Annotated in this window: 14 protein-coding genes and 1 pseudogene; 10 read left to right on the top strand and 5 right to left on the bottom strand. The window is 59.0% G+C overall.

The annotated features are described in order from the left end of the window. Positions 1-6: 6 nt before the first annotated feature. The 3 genes from ACSQ83_RS16645 to ACSQ83_RS16655 are packed head-to-tail and all read right to left on the bottom strand — an operon-like array spanning position 7 to position 1,775. Complete coding sequence (locus ACSQ83_RS16645) at positions 7-759, bottom strand: DUF3106 domain-containing protein (protein ID WP_414952294.1); 753 nt, start codon at positions 757-759, stop codon at positions 7-9. Between the two features lie 18 nt (positions 760-777). Continuing rightward, positions 778-1,215: a DUF3619 family protein gene (locus tag ACSQ83_RS16650; protein ID WP_436228916.1), complete on the bottom strand. Its 438-nt coding sequence runs from the start codon at positions 1,213-1,215 to the stop codon at positions 778-780. Next, positions 1,212-1,775: an RNA polymerase sigma factor gene (locus ACSQ83_RS16655; RefSeq protein WP_047844602.1), complete on the bottom strand. Its 564-nt coding sequence runs from the start codon at positions 1,773-1,775 to the stop codon at positions 1,212-1,214. The genes ACSQ83_RS16650 and ACSQ83_RS16655 overlap by 4 nt, the downstream gene beginning before the upstream one ends. Before the next feature lie 382 nt (positions 1,776-2,157). Here ACSQ83_RS16655 and ACSQ83_RS16660 point away from each other — a divergent pair, with 382 nt between their 5' ends. The 6 genes from ACSQ83_RS16660 to ACSQ83_RS16685 all read left to right on the top strand — a co-directional run bounded on the left by ACSQ83_RS16660 (position 2,158) and on the right by ACSQ83_RS16685 (position 9,238). Beyond that, a complete protein-coding gene (locus ACSQ83_RS16660; protein ID WP_414952296.1) occupies positions 2,158-3,921 on the top strand; it encodes an acetolactate synthase 3 catalytic subunit in 1,764 nt (587 codons plus the stop codon). A 114-nt stretch (positions 3,922-4,035) separates the two neighbouring features. Further along, the gene (gene ilvN / locus ACSQ83_RS16665) at positions 4,036-4,527 is read left to right on the top strand and encodes an acetolactate synthase small subunit (protein WP_047844600.1); all 492 of its coding nucleotides are present in this window, start codon (positions 4,036-4,038) and stop codon (positions 4,525-4,527) included. A gap of 69 nt (positions 4,528-4,596) precedes the next feature. After that, the gene (gene ilvC / locus ACSQ83_RS16670) at positions 4,597-5,613 is read left to right on the top strand and encodes a ketol-acid reductoisomerase (RefSeq protein ID WP_031360656.1); all 1,017 of its coding nucleotides are present in this window, start codon (positions 4,597-4,599) and stop codon (positions 5,611-5,613) included. 121 nt (positions 5,614-5,734) lie between these two features. Next, complete coding sequence (locus ACSQ83_RS16675) at positions 5,735-6,379, top strand: phosphatidylserine decarboxylase (protein ID WP_062084542.1); 645 nt, start codon at positions 5,735-5,737, stop codon at positions 6,377-6,379. A 47-nt stretch (positions 6,380-6,426) separates the two neighbouring features. After that, complete coding sequence (gene pssA, locus ACSQ83_RS16680) at positions 6,427-7,293, top strand: CDP-diacylglycerol--serine O-phosphatidyltransferase (RefSeq protein WP_414952297.1); 867 nt, start codon at positions 6,427-6,429, stop codon at positions 7,291-7,293. Between the two features lie 394 nt (positions 7,294-7,687). Continuing rightward, positions 7,688-9,238: a 2-isopropylmalate synthase gene (locus tag ACSQ83_RS16685; protein WP_414968380.1), complete on the top strand. Its 1,551-nt coding sequence runs from the start codon at positions 7,688-7,690 to the stop codon at positions 9,236-9,238. 175 nt (positions 9,239-9,413) lie between these two features. On the opposite strand, the pseudogene ACSQ83_RS16690 reads toward ACSQ83_RS16685, so the two are convergent. Further along, positions 9,414-10,036, bottom strand: a pseudogene (locus ACSQ83_RS16690) (carbonic anhydrase). A 212-nt stretch (positions 10,037-10,248) separates the two neighbouring features. Beyond that, a complete protein-coding gene (locus ACSQ83_RS16695; protein WP_414952300.1) occupies positions 10,249-10,758 on the bottom strand; it encodes a hypothetical protein in 510 nt (169 codons plus the stop codon). A gap of 264 nt (positions 10,759-11,022) precedes the next feature. On the opposite strand from ACSQ83_RS16695, the gene ACSQ83_RS16700 reads away from it, so the two are divergent. From ACSQ83_RS16700 to ACSQ83_RS16715, 4 genes are all read left to right on the top strand, one after another. Further along, positions 11,023-12,417 (top strand): branched-chain amino acid ABC transporter substrate-binding protein, encoded by a 1,395-nt coding sequence (locus ACSQ83_RS16700; RefSeq protein WP_436228917.1) that lies wholly within the window; start codon positions 11,023-11,025, stop codon positions 12,415-12,417. A gap of 244 nt (positions 12,418-12,661) precedes the next feature. Continuing rightward, positions 12,662-12,943, top strand: coding sequence for a 30S ribosomal protein S15 (rpsO, locus tag ACSQ83_RS16705; RefSeq protein ID WP_414968404.1), 282 nt, complete (start codon positions 12,662-12,664; stop codon positions 12,941-12,943). A gap of 364 nt (positions 12,944-13,307) precedes the next feature. Then, a complete protein-coding gene (pnp, locus tag ACSQ83_RS16710) occupies positions 13,308-15,455 on the top strand; it encodes a polyribonucleotide nucleotidyltransferase (protein ID WP_414952303.1) in 2,148 nt (715 codons plus the stop codon). Between the two features lie 193 nt (positions 15,456-15,648). Further along, complete coding sequence (locus ACSQ83_RS16715; protein WP_414968379.1) at positions 15,649-16,665, top strand: NAD(P)H-quinone oxidoreductase; 1,017 nt, start codon at positions 15,649-15,651, stop codon at positions 16,663-16,665. Positions 16,666-16,845 lie beyond the last annotated feature (180 nt).

Consider the following 16,845-nt stretch of genomic DNA (forward strand, 5'->3'; position numbering starts at 1 on the left):
TTTTGCCTAAGACCCGTTGAAAACGGATGGCGCCTGCTGCGGCGAAACCGGAATTGGCGTGGCCGGCACAAAACTAGCGGCGCCGGGAATCGATGGCGCGGCGGGAGCGGCAGTGGCGGCGGGAGAACCGGACGCCCCCATTTCGCCAACAGCCTCGGAAGCGCGCGCGTGTTCCCGGGCAGTCATCAGCCGGTCGATATCCTTGACCTCGGTCTTGCCGGTTGGCGGCGCGCTGACAACGGTCGGCCGGCGAGGGTGCTCGGCCGCGGCGAGCTTTTTCTTCTGCTCTTCCGGGAGCTTTTGGTACGCATCCCACGCCCGTTCCCGTTTCTCAACAGGCACTGACTTGGAAACCTGATAATTCTCGCGGGCGACCTTGCGCTGATCCGGTGTCATATGGATCCACTCGGCCATTCGCTCGTGAAGGCGTTTTTGCGCTTCAGGCGACATCTTCTTGTATCGCGACGCTATCTTGATCCAATTGCGTTTGCGTTCCTCGCTGAACTGATCCCATTCGGAGGCAAACGGCGCGAGCGCGACCCGTTGAGCGTCGGTGAGCTTGGCCCAGGCCATGGGACTTGCGGGGGAGGAGAGCGAAGAAAGCGGCGACAAGACTTCTGCCGCGCTCGCCCCGGCAGGGGCGGCGGCAACGGGCACCGCCGAAGCGGACGAATAGAAACGCGGATAGGTGGCGGCAAACGCGACAAGTCCCGCAATTGCGCATCCAAAGACAATCGCGAGGCCGCGCTTGTAACTCACCCGATGACTCCTGCAGTCTTAGTGATTGCGCGTCAGGTACGCGTTAAAACCGTGGTCGAGATAGGCGTCGAGCGGAAGCGTGTCGCTGAGCATGGCAGCGTCGATATCGGCGAGTTCCGCGGTGCGCTGCTGGTCCTCGAAATAAGCGATGCCAGCCAATCCGATCACCAGCGCGAGCAGCGGCCACGCCAGCGCGAGCCGCGAGAAGCGACCGCGTTTACCCGTGTGCACCGAGTCGTGCGAACCCGGACCGGCGATGGCCGCCCCGGCGAGCGCAGGCGCAAAAACCGGCGCCGCGACGGCGACTTTTTCCGGTTTCTTGCGTGCGATCGCCGTCCGGCGCCCCGCTGCGAGCTTGTCGAGCGATGCGGTGGGCAGCGAATTGATATTTTCGTCGAGCGCGCGGCGTACCTTCAGCGCGAACTCGGTTTCCTTGTGATCGAGAGCGTTGCTCATAGCGTGATTCCTTTCGCCTTCAGCGCGTGTGCCAACGCATGCGTGGCCCGCGAGCAATGTGTTTTTACGCTGCCTTCAGAGCAGCCCATTGCAGCGGCGGTTTCGGCGACATCCATATCCTCCCAGTAACGCATGAGAAACGCTTCCCGTTGACGTGCTGGTAGTTTTTGGATCTCGGCGTCGATCAGGTTGAGCACCTGTTCACGCTCAAGCCGGCTCTCGCTGCTTTCCGCACCGACCGTCCCATCTTGCGATTCGAAGGTTTCGAGGGGGTCGAATTCGTCGTCGTCGGCGTTGCCGAACGAGGAAAACAGGCTTACCCACGTATTGCGGACCTTTTGGCGCCGGAAATAGTCGTGCGTTGCATTTTGCAGGATACGCTGAAACAAAAGGGGCAATTCGGGCGGAGGCCGGTCGCCGTATTTTTCGGCGAGCTTGATCATCGCATCCTGAACGATGTCGAGCGCCGCATCGTCGTCGCGTACGGTGTACACCGTCTGCTTAAACGCGCGTCTTTCGACGCCCGCCAGAAAATCGGCGAGTTCCTTGTCTGATGCCATCCGTGAGGCCCGGCGCAACGAGTGTGCGTCGATAAGGGTTGGTGAGAGGTTAAAGCCTGCGGATGCTAGCAAACTTTTGAGTGAACAGCGAGGAAATGCGCCGCTGTTACAGGCTGAAACACACAGCTTTCGTCGGTATTTCACAGAAATCCATGCTTTTAACGCCGAATTCCATGCGCTTGCCGCGCTATTGCGCAGTTTTTCCTTGACGAACTTTATAGCCTCGGGCTATTGTTTCCGACTCGCATCATAAAGTGAACTGTCTCTTTGAGGCGAGCCCAAGAAGCCCGCTTCCCATTTAGACGCGCCGCTTGAACCCGAGCCATAAGCCCGGCAGAGAGCACCCAATCAATTTTTTGCCGAAAATTCGAAAGGTGAATGTATGAATATGCCCAGCGCGGAATTCTCCACGTCGGATACGACTCCCTCGCTCGAAGCTGAATCCATTGGCGGCACCGTGCTCATGCGCGCGCTCGCTGACGAAAAGGTCGAGTTCATTTGGGGCTATCCCGGCGGCTCGGTACTCTATATCTACGACGAGTTGTACAAGCAGGACGAGATCCAGCACATCCTCGTGCGCCACGAACAGGCCGCGGTTCATGCCGCCGACGCCTACGCGCGCTCCACGGGAAATGTTGGCGTCTGCCTGGTTACCTCCGGCCCCGGCGTCACCAATGCGGTGACCGGTATTGCCACTGCCTACATGGATTCCATACCGCTCGTCATCATCAGCGGCCAGGTTCCTACGGCGGCAATCGGTCAGGATGCGTTCCAGGAGTGCGACACCGTCGGCATTACACGTCCCTGCGTCAAACACAACTTCCTCGTCAAAGACGTGCGCGAACTCGCTGCGACCGTCAAGAAAGCGTTTTATATCGCTCGTACGGGACGTCCCGGCCCGGTGCTGATCGACATTCCGAAAGACGTGTCGAAGACGCCGTGCAAGTACGAACCGCTCAAGTCCGTCTCGCTGCGTTCATACAATCCAGTGACCAAAGGCCATTCGGGCCAGATCCGCAAGGCCGTGCAGTTGTTGCTCTCGGCGAAGCGTCCGTACATTTATACGGGCGGCGGCATCATCCTGGCGAATGCGGCACGTGAGTTGAACCAGTTCGCCGACCTGCTCGGTTATCCGGTGACGAATACGCTGATGGGCCTGGGCGGTTATCGCGCGGACAACCAGAAATTCCTCGGCATGCTCGGCATGCACGGCACGTACGAAGCCAACATGGCCATGCAGCATTGCGACGTGCTGATTGCCATTGGCGCGCGTTTCGACGACCGCGTGATTGGCGATCCTGAGCATTTCGCGTCGCATGCGAAGAAGATCATTCACATCGATATCGATCCGTCGTCCATCTCCAAGCGCGTCAAAGTCGATATCCCTATCGTCGGCGACGTGAAAGAAGTGCTGAAGGAGTTGATCGAACAATTGCAGACGGCCGATCATGGTCCGGACACTGCGGCGCTGGCCGACTGGTGGAAGGACATCGAAGCATGGCGTTCGAAGGACTGCCTCAAGTTCGACCGCGCAAGCGAGATCATCAAGCCGCAGTACGTGGTCGAAAAAGCATGGGAACTGACCGACGGCGAAGCCTTCGTTTGTTCGGACGTCGGCCAGCATCAAATGTGGGCGGCGCAGTTCTATCGCTTCAACAAGCCGCGTCGATGGATCAATTCGGGTGGTCTCGGCACCATGGGCTTCGGCCTGCCGGCGGCGATGGGCGTGAAGATGGCGCACCCGAACGACGAGGTGTTGTGCATCACGGGCGAAGGCTCGATCCAGATGTGCATTCAGGAATTGTCGACGTGCAAGCAGTACAACACGCCGATCAAGATCATTTCGCTCAACAATCGCTATCTCGGCATGGTTCGCCAGTGGCAGCAGATCGAATACAAGAAGCGCTATTCCAGTTCGTACATGGACGCGCTGCCTGACTTCGTGAAACTGGCTGAGGCGTATGGTCACGTGGGCATGCGTATCGAGCACACGCGCGATGTCGAACCGGCGCTGAAAGAAGCATTGCGCCTGAAGGATCGCACGGTGTTCCTCGACTTCCAGACAGATCCCACCGAAAACGTATTTCCAATGGTCCAGGCAGGTAAGGGCATCACGGAAATGCTGCTCGGATCGGAAGATCTATAACGGCTCGTTTCTCGTTCGGATTCGCGCGCGCCCGTCTTCACAAAAGACGTCCGGCCGCGCACGAATCTCGCGAAAACACGCTATCTAACTGGATAAATCAGGAACGCACCTATCATGAGACACATTATTTCCGTGCTGCTGGAAAACGAACCGGGCGCGTTATCGCGTGTCGTCGGGCTCTTTTCAGCGCGTGGCTACAACATTGAAACCTTGACGGTGGCGCCGACCGAAGACAGTTCGCTGTCGCGGCTGACCATCGTTTCCATTGGCTCGGATGACGTGATCGAACAGATCACAAAGCACCTGAACCGCCTGATCGAGGTGGTGAAAGTGGTCGACCTGACAGAGGGCGCCCACATCGAGCGCGAGCTGATGCTGATCAAGGTGAGAGCGGTCGGTAAGGAACGGGAAGAGATGAAACGGATGGCGGATATCTTCCGCGGCCGCATCATCGACGTCACCGAAAAAAGCTACACGATGGAACTGACGGGCGCGAGCGACAAGCTCGACGCATTTATTCAGGGGCTGGACGCAACGGCGATTCTCGAGACCGTTCGCACAGGCAGTTCCGGCATTGGCCGGGGCGAGCGAATCCTGAAGGTCTGAGAGCGGCTGAACAAAGCGCACGTTATTTAGCACCCAATTCACTTATTAAATTCAAGTTAAGGAACCACCATGAAAGTTTTCTACGACAAAGACGCCGACCTCTCCCTCATCAAGGGCAAACAAGTCACGATCATCGGTTATGGCTCGCAAGGCCATGCACACGCGCTGAACCTGAAGGAAAGCGGCGTGAACGTGACGGTCGGTCTGCGTAAGAACGGCGCATCGTGGAGCAAGGCTGAGAAGGCCGGCCTGAAGGTCAAGGAAGTGGCGGAAGCCGTGAAGGGCGCGGACGTGGTCATGATGCTGCTGCCGGACGAGCAGATCGCTGAAGTCTACAAAAACGAAGTGCACGACAACGCCAAGGAAGGCGCTGCACTGGCATTCGCGCACGGTTTCAACGTCCATTACGGCCAGGTTATCCCGCGTGCCGACCTCGACGTGATCATGATCGCCCCGAAGGCGCCGGGCCACACGGTCCGCAGCACGTACTCGCAAGGCGGCGGCGTTCCCCACCTGATCGCCGTGGCGCAAGACAAATCGGGCGCAGCACGTGACGTCGCATTGTCGTATGCAGCAGCTAACGGCGGCGGCCGTGCCGGCATTATCGAAACGAACTTCCGCGAAGAAACCGAAACCGACTTGTTCGGCGAGCAAGCTGTGCTGTGCGGCGGTACGGTCGACCTGATCAAGGCTGGCTTTGAAACGCTGGTGGAAGCAGGCTACGCGCCGGAGATGGCGTACTTCGAATGCCTGCACGAACTGAAGCTGATCGTCGACCTGATCTATGAGGGCGGCATCGCCAACATGAACTACTCGATCTCGAACAACGCCGAATACGGTGAATATGTGACGGGTCCGAAGATCGTGACGTCGGAAACGAAGAAGGCCATGAAGCAAGTGCTGACGGACATCCAGACGGGCGAGTACGCGAAGAGCTTCATCATCGAAAACAAGGCGGGCGCACCGACGCTGCAATCGCGTCGCCGCCTGACGGCTGAACATCAGATTGAAACGGTCGGCGCCAAGCTGCGCGCAATGATGCCGTGGATCGCTGCAAACAAGCTGGTTGACCAGTCGAAGAACTAAAAAAGCTTGAACGACCGGCTTTGTTTGCCGGTCTTAGTAAAGACCGAAAGCCGTCCGGTGTCGCTTGGCGCCGGACGGCTTTTGCTATCCTACGGTTTTACTAAAAATATAGAACTCGTTCATGAACTATCCACATCCGATCATCGCGCGTGAAGGCTGGCCGTTTATTGCCATTGCGGCTGTCATTGCCGTGTTGATCCAGGCCATCGGCGGCTTTGGTTTTGCCTGGCCGTTCTGGCTGCTGACGATCTTCGTCGTCCAGTTTTTCCGTGACCCCGCCCGGCCGATTCCGGTTCAGGCGAACGCTGTGTTGTGTCCCGCCGACGGTCGCATCGTCGCAGTGGAAACGGCACACGACCCATACGCGGGCCGCGAAGCGCTGAAGATCAGCGTGTTCATGAACGTGTTCAATGTCCACTCGCAGCGCTCGCCCGTAGATGGCGCGATCAGCAAAGTGGAGTACTTCCCCGGGTCTTACCTCAACGCCGCCGTCGATAAAGCCTCGACCGAGAACGAACGCAACGCGATCGTGATCCAGACCGCGGCAGGGCATACGGTGACATCGGTGCAGATCGCTGGCCTGATCGCGCGGCGCATTTTGTGCTATGTCCATGTGGGCGAGCCGCTTAATCGTGGCCAGCGTTATGGCTTTATCCGCTTCGGGTCGCGAGTCGATGTGTATTTGCCGGTGGGCAGCCGTCCGCGGGTGGCGATTGGCGAGAAGGTGTCGGCCTCGTCTACCATCCTCGCCGAGTTCGCAGAATAATCAGTACAAGTAAAGCGGTAAAACCAGGCTGCACAACGGAGGACTCGATGGCGGCACTCAAACCGCGCCGGACGCGAAGCACGACAACACCCCCGCGGGCGTTTCGCCGCAATAAGGCGACACAGGATCTCGGCGTGCTGGAAACGCGGCGTGCGAAGCGGCAACAATTTTTGAGGAAGCGCGGCATTTACCTGCTGCCCAACGCGTTCACCACGGCCGCGTTGTTCTGCGGTTTTTTCGCGGTGGTTCAAGCCATGAACGTGCGCTTCGAGATCGCGGCCATCGCGATCTTCGTGGCCATGGTGCTGGACGGCATGGACGGCCGTGTCGCGCGCATGACGCATACGCAAAGCGCGTTCGGCGAGCAATTCGACAGCTTGTCCGACATGGTTTCGTTCGGCGTCGCGCCGGCGTTGGTGATGTACGAATGGATCCTGAAGGACCTGGGCCGCTGGGGCTGGCTTGCGGCGTTTGTCTATTGCTCGGGCGCGGCATTGCGTCTCGCGCGCTTCAATACGAACGTAGGCGTAGTCGATAAACGCTATTTCCAGGGCCTGCCGAGTCCGGCAGCGGCGGCGTTGATCGCGGGTTTCGTGTGGCTCGCCACCGACAACCGCGTGCCGCTGAAGCTCGTCTGGCTGCCGTGGGTGGCGTTTGCGCTGACCATTTATGCCGGTGTCACGATGGTGTCGAACGCGCCGTTCTACAGCGGCAAGGCGCTCGACGTGCGGTTCCGCGTTCCGTTCGCCGGCGTGTTGCTGGTGGTGGTGGCATTCGTGCTGGTATCGTCGGATCCGCCGTTGATGTTGTTCGGCTTGTTCGTGTTGTACGGTTTCTCCGGTTACGCGTGGTGGGGCTACATGGCCATCCGCGGCCGGCCGAATCCGGCCAGATCGTCTGAAAAGGCGCATTGACCGTATTGAACGCATTGAACATGAAGCGAGCGCGCATCGGAGTGATTCCGGTGCGCGCTTTTTGCTTTTGGGCGTTTAATGGCGCAAACGCATGCGGGCAGGCGTGACAGGCATCCTCAATGACGTCGATCGGAAAGCCCAATTGCACGCTCTCAAAAATCTCGTTATAGTCTTAAAATGATTTTTTTCGCCCATCCCCTCTCGTTTTCCCTAGCTGGCGCGCCGCTACGCGCGCTATCGCTACTAGCGCGTCTACCGCGCTAAGCTTCCCGCCTCCCGTCTGCTCGTTCGTGGTTTTCGACGCCAGCGGTGGCGCGAACACCCGGATTCCGTATTGTTTTTCCGTTTTTCCCCACCGTTTTCAATACTTAAAAACTCCCCACTGGAGCCCGACATGGCAGACAAACTGATCATTTTCGACACGACCTTGCGTGATGGCGAGCAATCCCCCGGCGCGTCGATGACGAAGGAAGAGAAGATCCGGATCGCGAAGGCACTCGAGCGGATGAAGGTCGATGTGATCGAAGCAGGCTTTGCTGCCAGCTCGAACGGCGATTTCGACGCGATCCATACCATTGCCGGCCTGATCAAGGACAGCACGATCTGCTCGCTCGCCCGTGCCAACGATAAAGACATCCAGCGCGCCGCCGACGCCCTGAAGCCTGCCGATCACTTCCGCATCCATACGTTCATTGCGACGTCGGCGCTGCATATGGAAAAGAAGCTGCGCATGACCGCGGATCAGGTCTACGAACAGGCGCGTCTTGCCACGCGTTTCGCGCGCAAGTTCACTGATGACGTCGAATTTTCGCCGGAAGACGGCAGCCGTTCCGATCTCGATTTCCTGTGTCGCGTGCTGGAAGCGGTGATCGATGAGGGCGCGACCATCATCAATATCCCTGATACGGTCGGCTATGCCGTGCCGGAGGGCTACGGCAACCTGATCAAGACCATCCGCGAACGCGTGCCGAATTCGGACAAGGCGATTTGGTCCGTGCATTGTCACGATGACCTCGGCATGGCGGTCGCGAATTCGCTGGCCGGCGTGCACATCGGCGGCGCGCGTCAGGTCGAGTGCACGATCAACGGTCTGGGCGAGCGCGCGGGTAATACGGCGCTCGAAGAAGTCGTGATGGCGATGAAAACGCGCAAGGATTACTACGGGCTGGAGCTCGGTATCGACACAACGCATATCGTGCCGACGTCGAAGCTCGTCTCGCAAATCACCGGCTTTGTCGTGCAGCCGAACAAGGCTGTCGTCGGCGCGAACGCGTTTGCGCACGCTTCGGGCATTCACCAGGATGGCGTGCTCAAGGCGCGCGATACCTACGAAATCATGCGTGCCGAAGACGTGGGCTGGTCGACCAACAAGATCGTGCTCGGCAAGTTGTCAGGACGTAATGCGTTCAAGCAACGCCTGGAAGATCTGGGCGTGACGCTGGAATCGGAAACGGATGTGAACGCCGCGTTCGTCCGCTTCAAGGAACTTGCCGATCGTAAATCCGAGATCTTCGATGAAGACATCATGGCGATCGTCTCCGAAGAATCCGCGGAAATGCAGGCGAAGGAAACCTTCCGCTTCGTGTCGCTGGCGCAGCACTCGGAAACGGGCGAGCAGCCGCATGCACGCGTGGTGTTTGCTGTCGATGGAATTGAAGTGCACGGTGAATCACGCGGCAATGGCCCGGTCGATGCCACGCTCCACGCGATCGAATCGAAGGTGACGAGCGGCGCCGAGCTGGTGCTGTATTCGGTGAACGCGATCACCACCGGCACGCAGGCTCAGGGCGAAGTGACCGTGCGGTTGTCGAAGAGCGGCCGGATCGTGAACGGCGTGGGCACGGACCCGGACATTGTGGCGGCGTCGGCGAAGGCTTATCTCGCGGCGCTGAACAAGCTGCATTCAAAGGTCGAGAAGCTCAATCCGCAGCTTTCCTCGCTTTGATTTCGTGAATTGACTCGGTCGAACGAGGCGCGTATCCGGCGCTTTATCGGTTAAAAACGGCTCTCGCCACAAGCGAGGGCCGTTGTTTACTGGAGCTGAATAGCCAGTCCGATACTGCATGCAATACCCTGCGGGATTCCGATCCACGGATCAGTCATCAGTACACCTACTATAGTCACGATGAATGACGAGAAGTGTTCGAAGATCCGGCGGGTTCTCCAGACGACAGTACCTTGATGCGCCCATCGCGCAGACCGAAAATCCAGCCGTGAACGCGCGGGGGACGCTCGGCGTCGCGCACGATGGACGTCTCACGCAGCGCGCTCACTTGTTCGAGCACGCTCAGTTCCGATAGTCGGTCGATGCGCGAATCCATTGTGCCGAGCGCGTCGAGTTCGCTGCCGTGGGTCCGAGCCAACGCACACAGCGGGGCAATGCGGCGATTGACGTGGGGCAGGGCGTCGGACAGCGGCAGCAACGACGCTCGCACGCCGCCACAGCCGTAGTGTCCGCACACAATGACGTCGTCCACTTTCAGGACGTTCACCGCGTATTCGAGGACGCTCATGGTGTTGTCATCGTCCGGTGAAACAGGTTCGCAATGTTGCGATGGACGAATAGATCACCGGGCTTCGAATGCGTGATGGTTTCGGCGGGAACGCGGCTGTCCGAACAGCCCAGCCACAGGACGGTTGGACTTTGGCCCTGAGCCAGGGTGTCGAAGAAATCAGGGTCGCTGGCGGCAACTTCCGCCGCCCAGCCGACGTTTTCAGCCAGCATGCGTTCGGGTCGATTCATAGGTATCAGTTCCAAAAGCGTAAGAGGTACGACACTGCAACGGCGAAATTATCGCTGGAAATAAACTTTCAACGTCATTGCTGCGGCGCGACGAAACTTGACGAATTACGTTCCACGACAATTTTCCGGCAATGAAGACGCGAAAAAAATGCCGCTTTCCGAGCGGCATTTTTTTCGTCGACAAAAGATTTCTTCGCTGTTTAAAAGCAATATCAGAAGAAATTCCGTTGATCGGGATCGTGGAGCGGGTCGGGCGTTTTTTGCGTCAGGCGCAGCGTGCCCTGATCGTCGAAGTAAAAGCTGTACATCATGTACCAGTAGTTCGCCTCCATGTACCGGTACGTCCAGACCTCGCGTTTCATTAACGGGAAGTAGGACGTTTCCACCGGGCGGCCGAAGTTGAGCAACACGTCCTTGCGCGTCCACGTGCCAATCTGCGCCTTGAAGAACTCGTTTTCATCGAGGACCTGGCGCACGCTCACGATCTTCCCCGATGCATCGATATCCGCCGCCGTCGTCACTTCGCCCAGTGGTTGCGTTGGCCACATCAGGCGGCGGCCGCCGTTCGGCAGGTCGTAGACCTCTCTTGGCGGCCCGAGCCTGGCCGTGATCGTCGACGAGTCCGCGCCTGCCTGATAGTTCTGCCATGGCTGGGCGCATGCCGTGAGCAGAAGGGCGAGTGCCATTGCTGCGGCGGGTTTTCGTATTGCCTTGCTCAACATCGAAGCCTCCTTCGTATTCGTATCGGCGCGATATCCGATTGGTCGCGGGTTTTTCTGCTGATCTGCGCCGTATTGCTTATTTTGACATGCGGGATAGCCGGGCGGTTTCGATCGACGTGCACTTAGAGCATGTCGATGGAACGTGCAGGCTCGGGCGGCTATTCCATTTGCGTTCGCATTTTCCACGGGCGGTTGCGCGCAGCGTGTTGAACGCCCTATGATCCGCGATTCGCTTTGCTGTCATTTTTCGATGGATGAACTGAAATGGACTGTATGGGTTTCGGCCTCGGCTTGCCGCGCGTGGTTTTTCTGAACGCACGTGATCGGTTCCTGCCGGCACGATGGTTTCGGCCGCTCGGTCGCGCGTCGCGGGTCGGCAAGCGCCTGTGCGGTTCATTACTGGCGGCCGCATGCGTTGGCGGCCAGTTGGTCGCTCCCGCGTGTGCGGCGGACGCCAATTCGAGTTTGCCGCCTATCCGTATCGCGATGATCGAAGGCATGTCCGGTCCGTTCGCGAACGCGGGCGCAGCCGTCGAGCGCAATGTGCGCTTTGGTGTCGAGCGCGTCAACGCGAACGGTGGCGTTACCTTGCCCGACGGCAAACACCCGCTGCAGCTGGTGGTTCTCGACGGCAAGGGCAGCAGCGAAGCCAGCCTGGTTCAGTTGCGTGCGGCTATCGACCAGAATATTGGCTTTGTCATGCAGGGCAACAGTTCGGCGGTTGCCGCGGCGCTCATCGACGCGATCAACAAGCAAAATGCCCGCGATCCCGAACATCGGGTGGTGTTCCTCAATTATTCCGCCGATGACCCCGCGCTCACCAACGCGGATTGCAGCTTCTGGCATTTCCGCTTCGATGCCCACGCCGGCATGCGCATGAACGCGCTCGCCGATGTCATCCAGCACGATCAATCGGTGAAAAAGGTCTATTTGTTCAACCAGGACTACAGCTTTGGCCACGATGTCGGCCGCGAAGCCCAGCGCGCGCTGAAGGAACGCCGTCCGGACATAACAATTGCCGCCGATGAATTCATCCCCGCCGGCCGCGTGAAGGACTTCGCGCCGTACGTTGCCAAGATCCGCGCAAGCGGCGCCGACGCGGTGATCACCGGCAACTGGGGTAACGACCTGACATTGCTTGTCAAAGCTGCGCGGGAGCAAGGGCTCGACACGCATTTCTACACGTTCTACGGCAACAGCCTGGGCGCGCCCGCCGCGCTGGGCGACGCGGGCGTAAAACACGTCGTAGCGGTGGCCGACTGGCATCCGAACGTGGGTGGCAGTGCATCCGACGCCTACTACGGGGCCTTTCGCGCCCGTTTTCCTGCCGCCGCCGATGACTACCTCTTCCTGCGCATGCCGCTCATGGTCGAGATGCTCGCGCAGGCGATGGAGAAGGCGCGCAGCGCCGATCCGGCCGCAGTCGCCCGAGCGCTGGAAGGGATGAAGCTCGACAAGGGTTTCCAGACGATGGAAATGCGCGCCGCCGATCACCAGGTGATCCAGCCCCTTTATGTCATGGAAATGGATAAGGCGGGGACGGCAGGCGTACGTTTCGACAACGAAGGCTCAAGCTTTGGCTTCCGGACTCTGCTGAAGATCCCGGCAGCCCAGACCGCGATGCCGACCACGTGCCAGATGAAGCGCCCTGCGTCGTAACAACAAAGCAACAACACAGAAAGCTTGGGCGCAGGCCTATTGCATCATTTCATCCGTCGTGTCGAACCGGGTCGACGGCAAAAACCGCTGTGCTATAATTCGCGACTTGCCGTATGGGAAGGGGGTTGCAAAACCCTTATAGAACCTCGCGCGGTGAGTGAATCAGAGCTTGATTCAAGAATGTAGAAAACCCACGGCACGGCCCTTCTTCCGTGACCGCCTGTCCGTTTCAAAGGAAAATCAAATGTCGACCGTAGCAGCAGTTACTCATGCAAAGAAGTCCGACGTCGTCGCAGAATATGCGCGCGCCGCTAACGATACCGGATCGCCAGAAGTGCAAGTCGCACTGCTGACCACCCGTATCAACGAACTGACCGTTCACTTCAAGGCTCACACGAAGGATCACCACAGCCGCCGCGGCCTGCTGCGCATGGTGAGCCGCCGTCGTAAGCTGCTCGATTACCTCAAGGGCAAAGACGCTGATCGTTATCGCTCGCTGATCGAGAAGCTGGGCCTGCGCAAGTAAGCGGCCAGCGTACACAACGAAATGCCTGTGTCAGTCTGCTGATACAGGCATTTTGTTTTTGAACGGCGCGCTCTTCATGGGCGCAGAAGTGAAAGTAGCGGGAATTATCGAAGGCTTGCATTAAAGCCAACCCCGGATCGGAAACTGATTCGACTACAGGACCGGGCCTCGCGGCAGAGCTTTGTGTCATTCCAGCGCGTCATGCGCATCGCGTGTCGTGTTGCGTTGGAATGACATACACCCCTCTCTCGTGTGGTTCCGGTCATCGCTTGGCTTCGCCGTTTCTTTATCGTGTGCATGGGCTCCGGATGCTCCGAAGTCCACGACAACACGTAGGAAACACGCGAGGCATAACGAAGAAGGAGTGAGAATGTTTAAAAAGATCGTCAAGGAATTCAAGTGGGGACAACACAACGTTCGCCTGGAAACAGGTGAAATCGCACGTCAGGCTGGCGGCGCGGTAATCGTTGATATCGAAGATACCGTGGTGCTCGCGACGGTTGTCGGCGCGAAAACGGCAAAGCCGGGCCAGGATTTCTTCCCGTTGACCGTCGATTATCTGGAAAAGACCTACGCAGCCGGCAAGATCCCGGGTGGTTTCTTCCGTCGCGAAGGCCGTCCGTCGGAAGGCGAAACGCTGATCTCGCGCCTGATCGACCGTCCGTTGCGCCCGCTGTTTCCGGAAGGCTTTTATAACGAAGTGCAGGTAGTAATTCATGTGCTGTCGTTGAACCCGGATGTGCCCGCGGACATTCCTGCGCTGATCGGCGCATCAGCGGCTCTGGCGATCTCCGGCTTGCCGTTCAACGGCCCGGTGGGCGCTGCCCGCGTTGCGTATATCAACAACGAATATGTGCTGAACCCGACCCGTCCGCAGATGAAGGAATCGGCGCTCGACCTGATCGTGGCCGGTACGGAACGCGCGGTATTGATGGTGGAATCGGAAGCGCAGCAACTGACCGAAGAAGTCATGCTCGGCGCCGTGGTGTTTGGCCACGACCAGATGCAGGTTGCTATCGACGCAATCCACGAACTGGTTGCCGAAGGTGGCAAGCCGGAGTGGGACTGGACGCCGGCCCCGAAGAACGAGCCGCTGATCGCCCGCGTGACGGAATTGGCGCAAGCCGACCTGAACGCCGTTTATCAGATCCGCGACAAATCGGCTCGCACCGCAAAGCTGAAGGAAGTCTACGCAGCAACGACCGCGAAGCTGACCGAGGACGCAGTGGCAGCAGGCCAGACGCCGGCTGACAAGGCGACCATCGGCAACGTGATGTTCGACATCGAAGCGAAGATCGTCCGTACGCAGATCCTGAACGGCGAACCGCGTATCGATGGCCGCGACACGCGCACCGTCCGCCCGATCGAAATCCGTACCGGCGTGCTGCCGCGTACGCACGGTTCGGCGCTGTTCACGCGCGGCGAAACGCAAGCGCTCGTGATCGCGACGCTGGGCACGAAGGGCGACGAACAAAACATCGACGCGCTCGAAGGCGAGTATCGCGAACGCTTCATGCTTCACTACAACATGCCTCCGTTCGCGACCGGCGAAACGGGTCGCGTCGGTTCGCCGAAGCGCCGTGAAATCGGTCACGGCCGTCTGGCGAAGCGCGCTTTGGTTGCAGTGCTGCCGAGCGCCGACGAATTCGGTTACTCCATCCGCGTCGTATCGGAAATCACGGAATCGAACGGATCTTCGTCGATGGCATCGGTTTGCGGCGGCTGTCTCGCACTGATGGACGCTGGTGTGCCCATGAAAGCGCACGTCGCGGGTATCGCGATGGGCCTGATCCTGGAAGGCAACAAGTTCGCAGTGTTGACTGACATCCTGGGCGACGAAGATCACCTCGGCGACATGGACTTCAAGGTGGCGGGCACGGCGCAAGGCGTGACGGCACTGCAGATGGACATCAAGATCCAGGGCATCACGAAGGAAATCATGCAGGTCGCGCTCGCACAGGCGAAGGAAGGCCGCATGCATATCCTCGGCAAGATGACGACCGCGGTTCCGGGCACGAACACGAACCTGTCGGACTACGCGCCGCGCATGATCACCATGAAGATCAATCCGGAAAAGATCCGCGACGTGATCGGCAAGGGCGGTTCGGTGATCCGTGCGTTGACCGAAGAAACCAACACGACCATCGATATTTCCGATGACGGCGTGGTGACCATCGCAAGCACGAGCAGCGAAGGCATGGCGGAAGCGAAGAAGCGCATTGAGAACATCACGGCTGAAGTGGAAGTGGGTCAGGTCTACGAAGGTCCGGTACTCAAATTGCTGGACTTCGGCGCGATCGTGAATATTCTTCCGGGTAAGGATGGTCTGCTGCACATCTCGGAAATCGTGAACGAGCGCATCAAGGACATCAACGACTACCTGAAAGAAGGCCAGATCGTGAAGGTCAAGGTCATTCAGACAGACGAAAAGGGTCGTGTGCGTTTGTCAGCAAAGGCTTTGCTGAACGAAGGCGGCGCGCCTATCGAACCGATCCAGCCGCCACAGCAGTAATGCGGTAAGTTCGGGATGGCCGGCGCGTGACGTTTGCGTGCCGGCCGTTTTTGAATTTGTCGGTGGAAGATGAAGGTTCAAATGTGATTCGATGTTATTGCGGGTTTCGGCTGATGGTTTGGCCGAGTGAGCCTGCAATGCCATGGAGTTATGTCTCGGTGTTATGTGCGTGTGACTTGAAGGGAACAAGCAGATGAAAGCCATCGAAATCACCGAGTTCGGCGCGCCCGACGTATTGAAGCTGGGCGAGCGTCCCATGCCCGAGCCGAAGGCCGGCGAAGTGCTGATCAAGGTCGCGGCGTCGGGCGTGAATCGTCCGGACGTGTTCCAGCGCAAGGGCGGTTATGCACCGCCGCCAGGTGCGTCGGATCTGCCGGGGCTGGAAGTGGCGGGTGAGATCGTGCGCGGCGACTTCGATCCGAAGCACAATCCGTTCGGGCTGAAGGCAGGCGACCGCGTGTGTGCGCTGCTCGCCGGCGGCGGTTACGCCGAATACGCGTGTGCGCCGCTCGAGCAATGCCTGCCGGTGCCGAAGGGGCTGACGGACATCGAGGCGGCGTCGCTGCCGGAAACGTTCTTCACGGTCTGGAGCAACGTGTTCGAACGCGCGCATCTGGGCAAGGGCGAGAACGGTGCCGAAGAAACGCTGCTGATCCAGGGCGGATCGAGCGGTATCGGCGTGACGGCTATCCAGATCGCAAAGGCGCTGGGGCATCGCGTGTTCGTGACAGCCGGGAACGACGAAAAGTGTCAGGCGTGCGAAACACTGGGCGCGGAACGCGCGATCAACTACAACACCGAAGATTTCGTCGATGTCGTGAAGTCGCTGACCAATGACCGAGGTGTGGACGTGATCCTCGACATGGTCGCGGGCGATTATCTTCCGCGCGAGTTGAAGGCGCTGGCCGATGGCGGCCGGGTCGTGGTGATCGCAACCCTGGGCGGATCGAAGGCCGAGATCAATCTCAACGAAGTGCTGCGCCGGCGTTTGGTGATTACCGGTTCCACCTTGCGGCCGCGCTCAATCGCGTTCAAGGGGAAGGTTGCGGTGCAATTGAAGACGCAGGTGTGGCCGGAAATTGAAGCAGGACGGATTAAGCCGGTCATTCACCAGGTTTTCCCAGCCGATCAGGCCGCTGCCGCTCACGCGTTGATGGAAGGCAGCACGCATATCGGCAAGATCATGCTGGACTGGAGCCAGGTTGCCTGAAGGCTGGGCGCGGAGTCCGGATAACGGCGATCTGGTTTTGCTGTTTGACTACGCTGATTGAGCACGTTGTTTGACCGATTTCCGCCGGGCACAGTAAAATCGCATGTTGTGCTGGAGCGTTGCGTCCGAAAGTTCCATTTTTCTATTCCAATGATCGGCAGCCTCGCTGCTACGACGAGA

The sequence above is a fragment of the Caballeronia sp. LjRoot29 genome, assembly GCF_964252755.1.
Classification (GTDB): Bacteria; Pseudomonadota; Gammaproteobacteria; order Burkholderiales; family Burkholderiaceae; genus Caballeronia.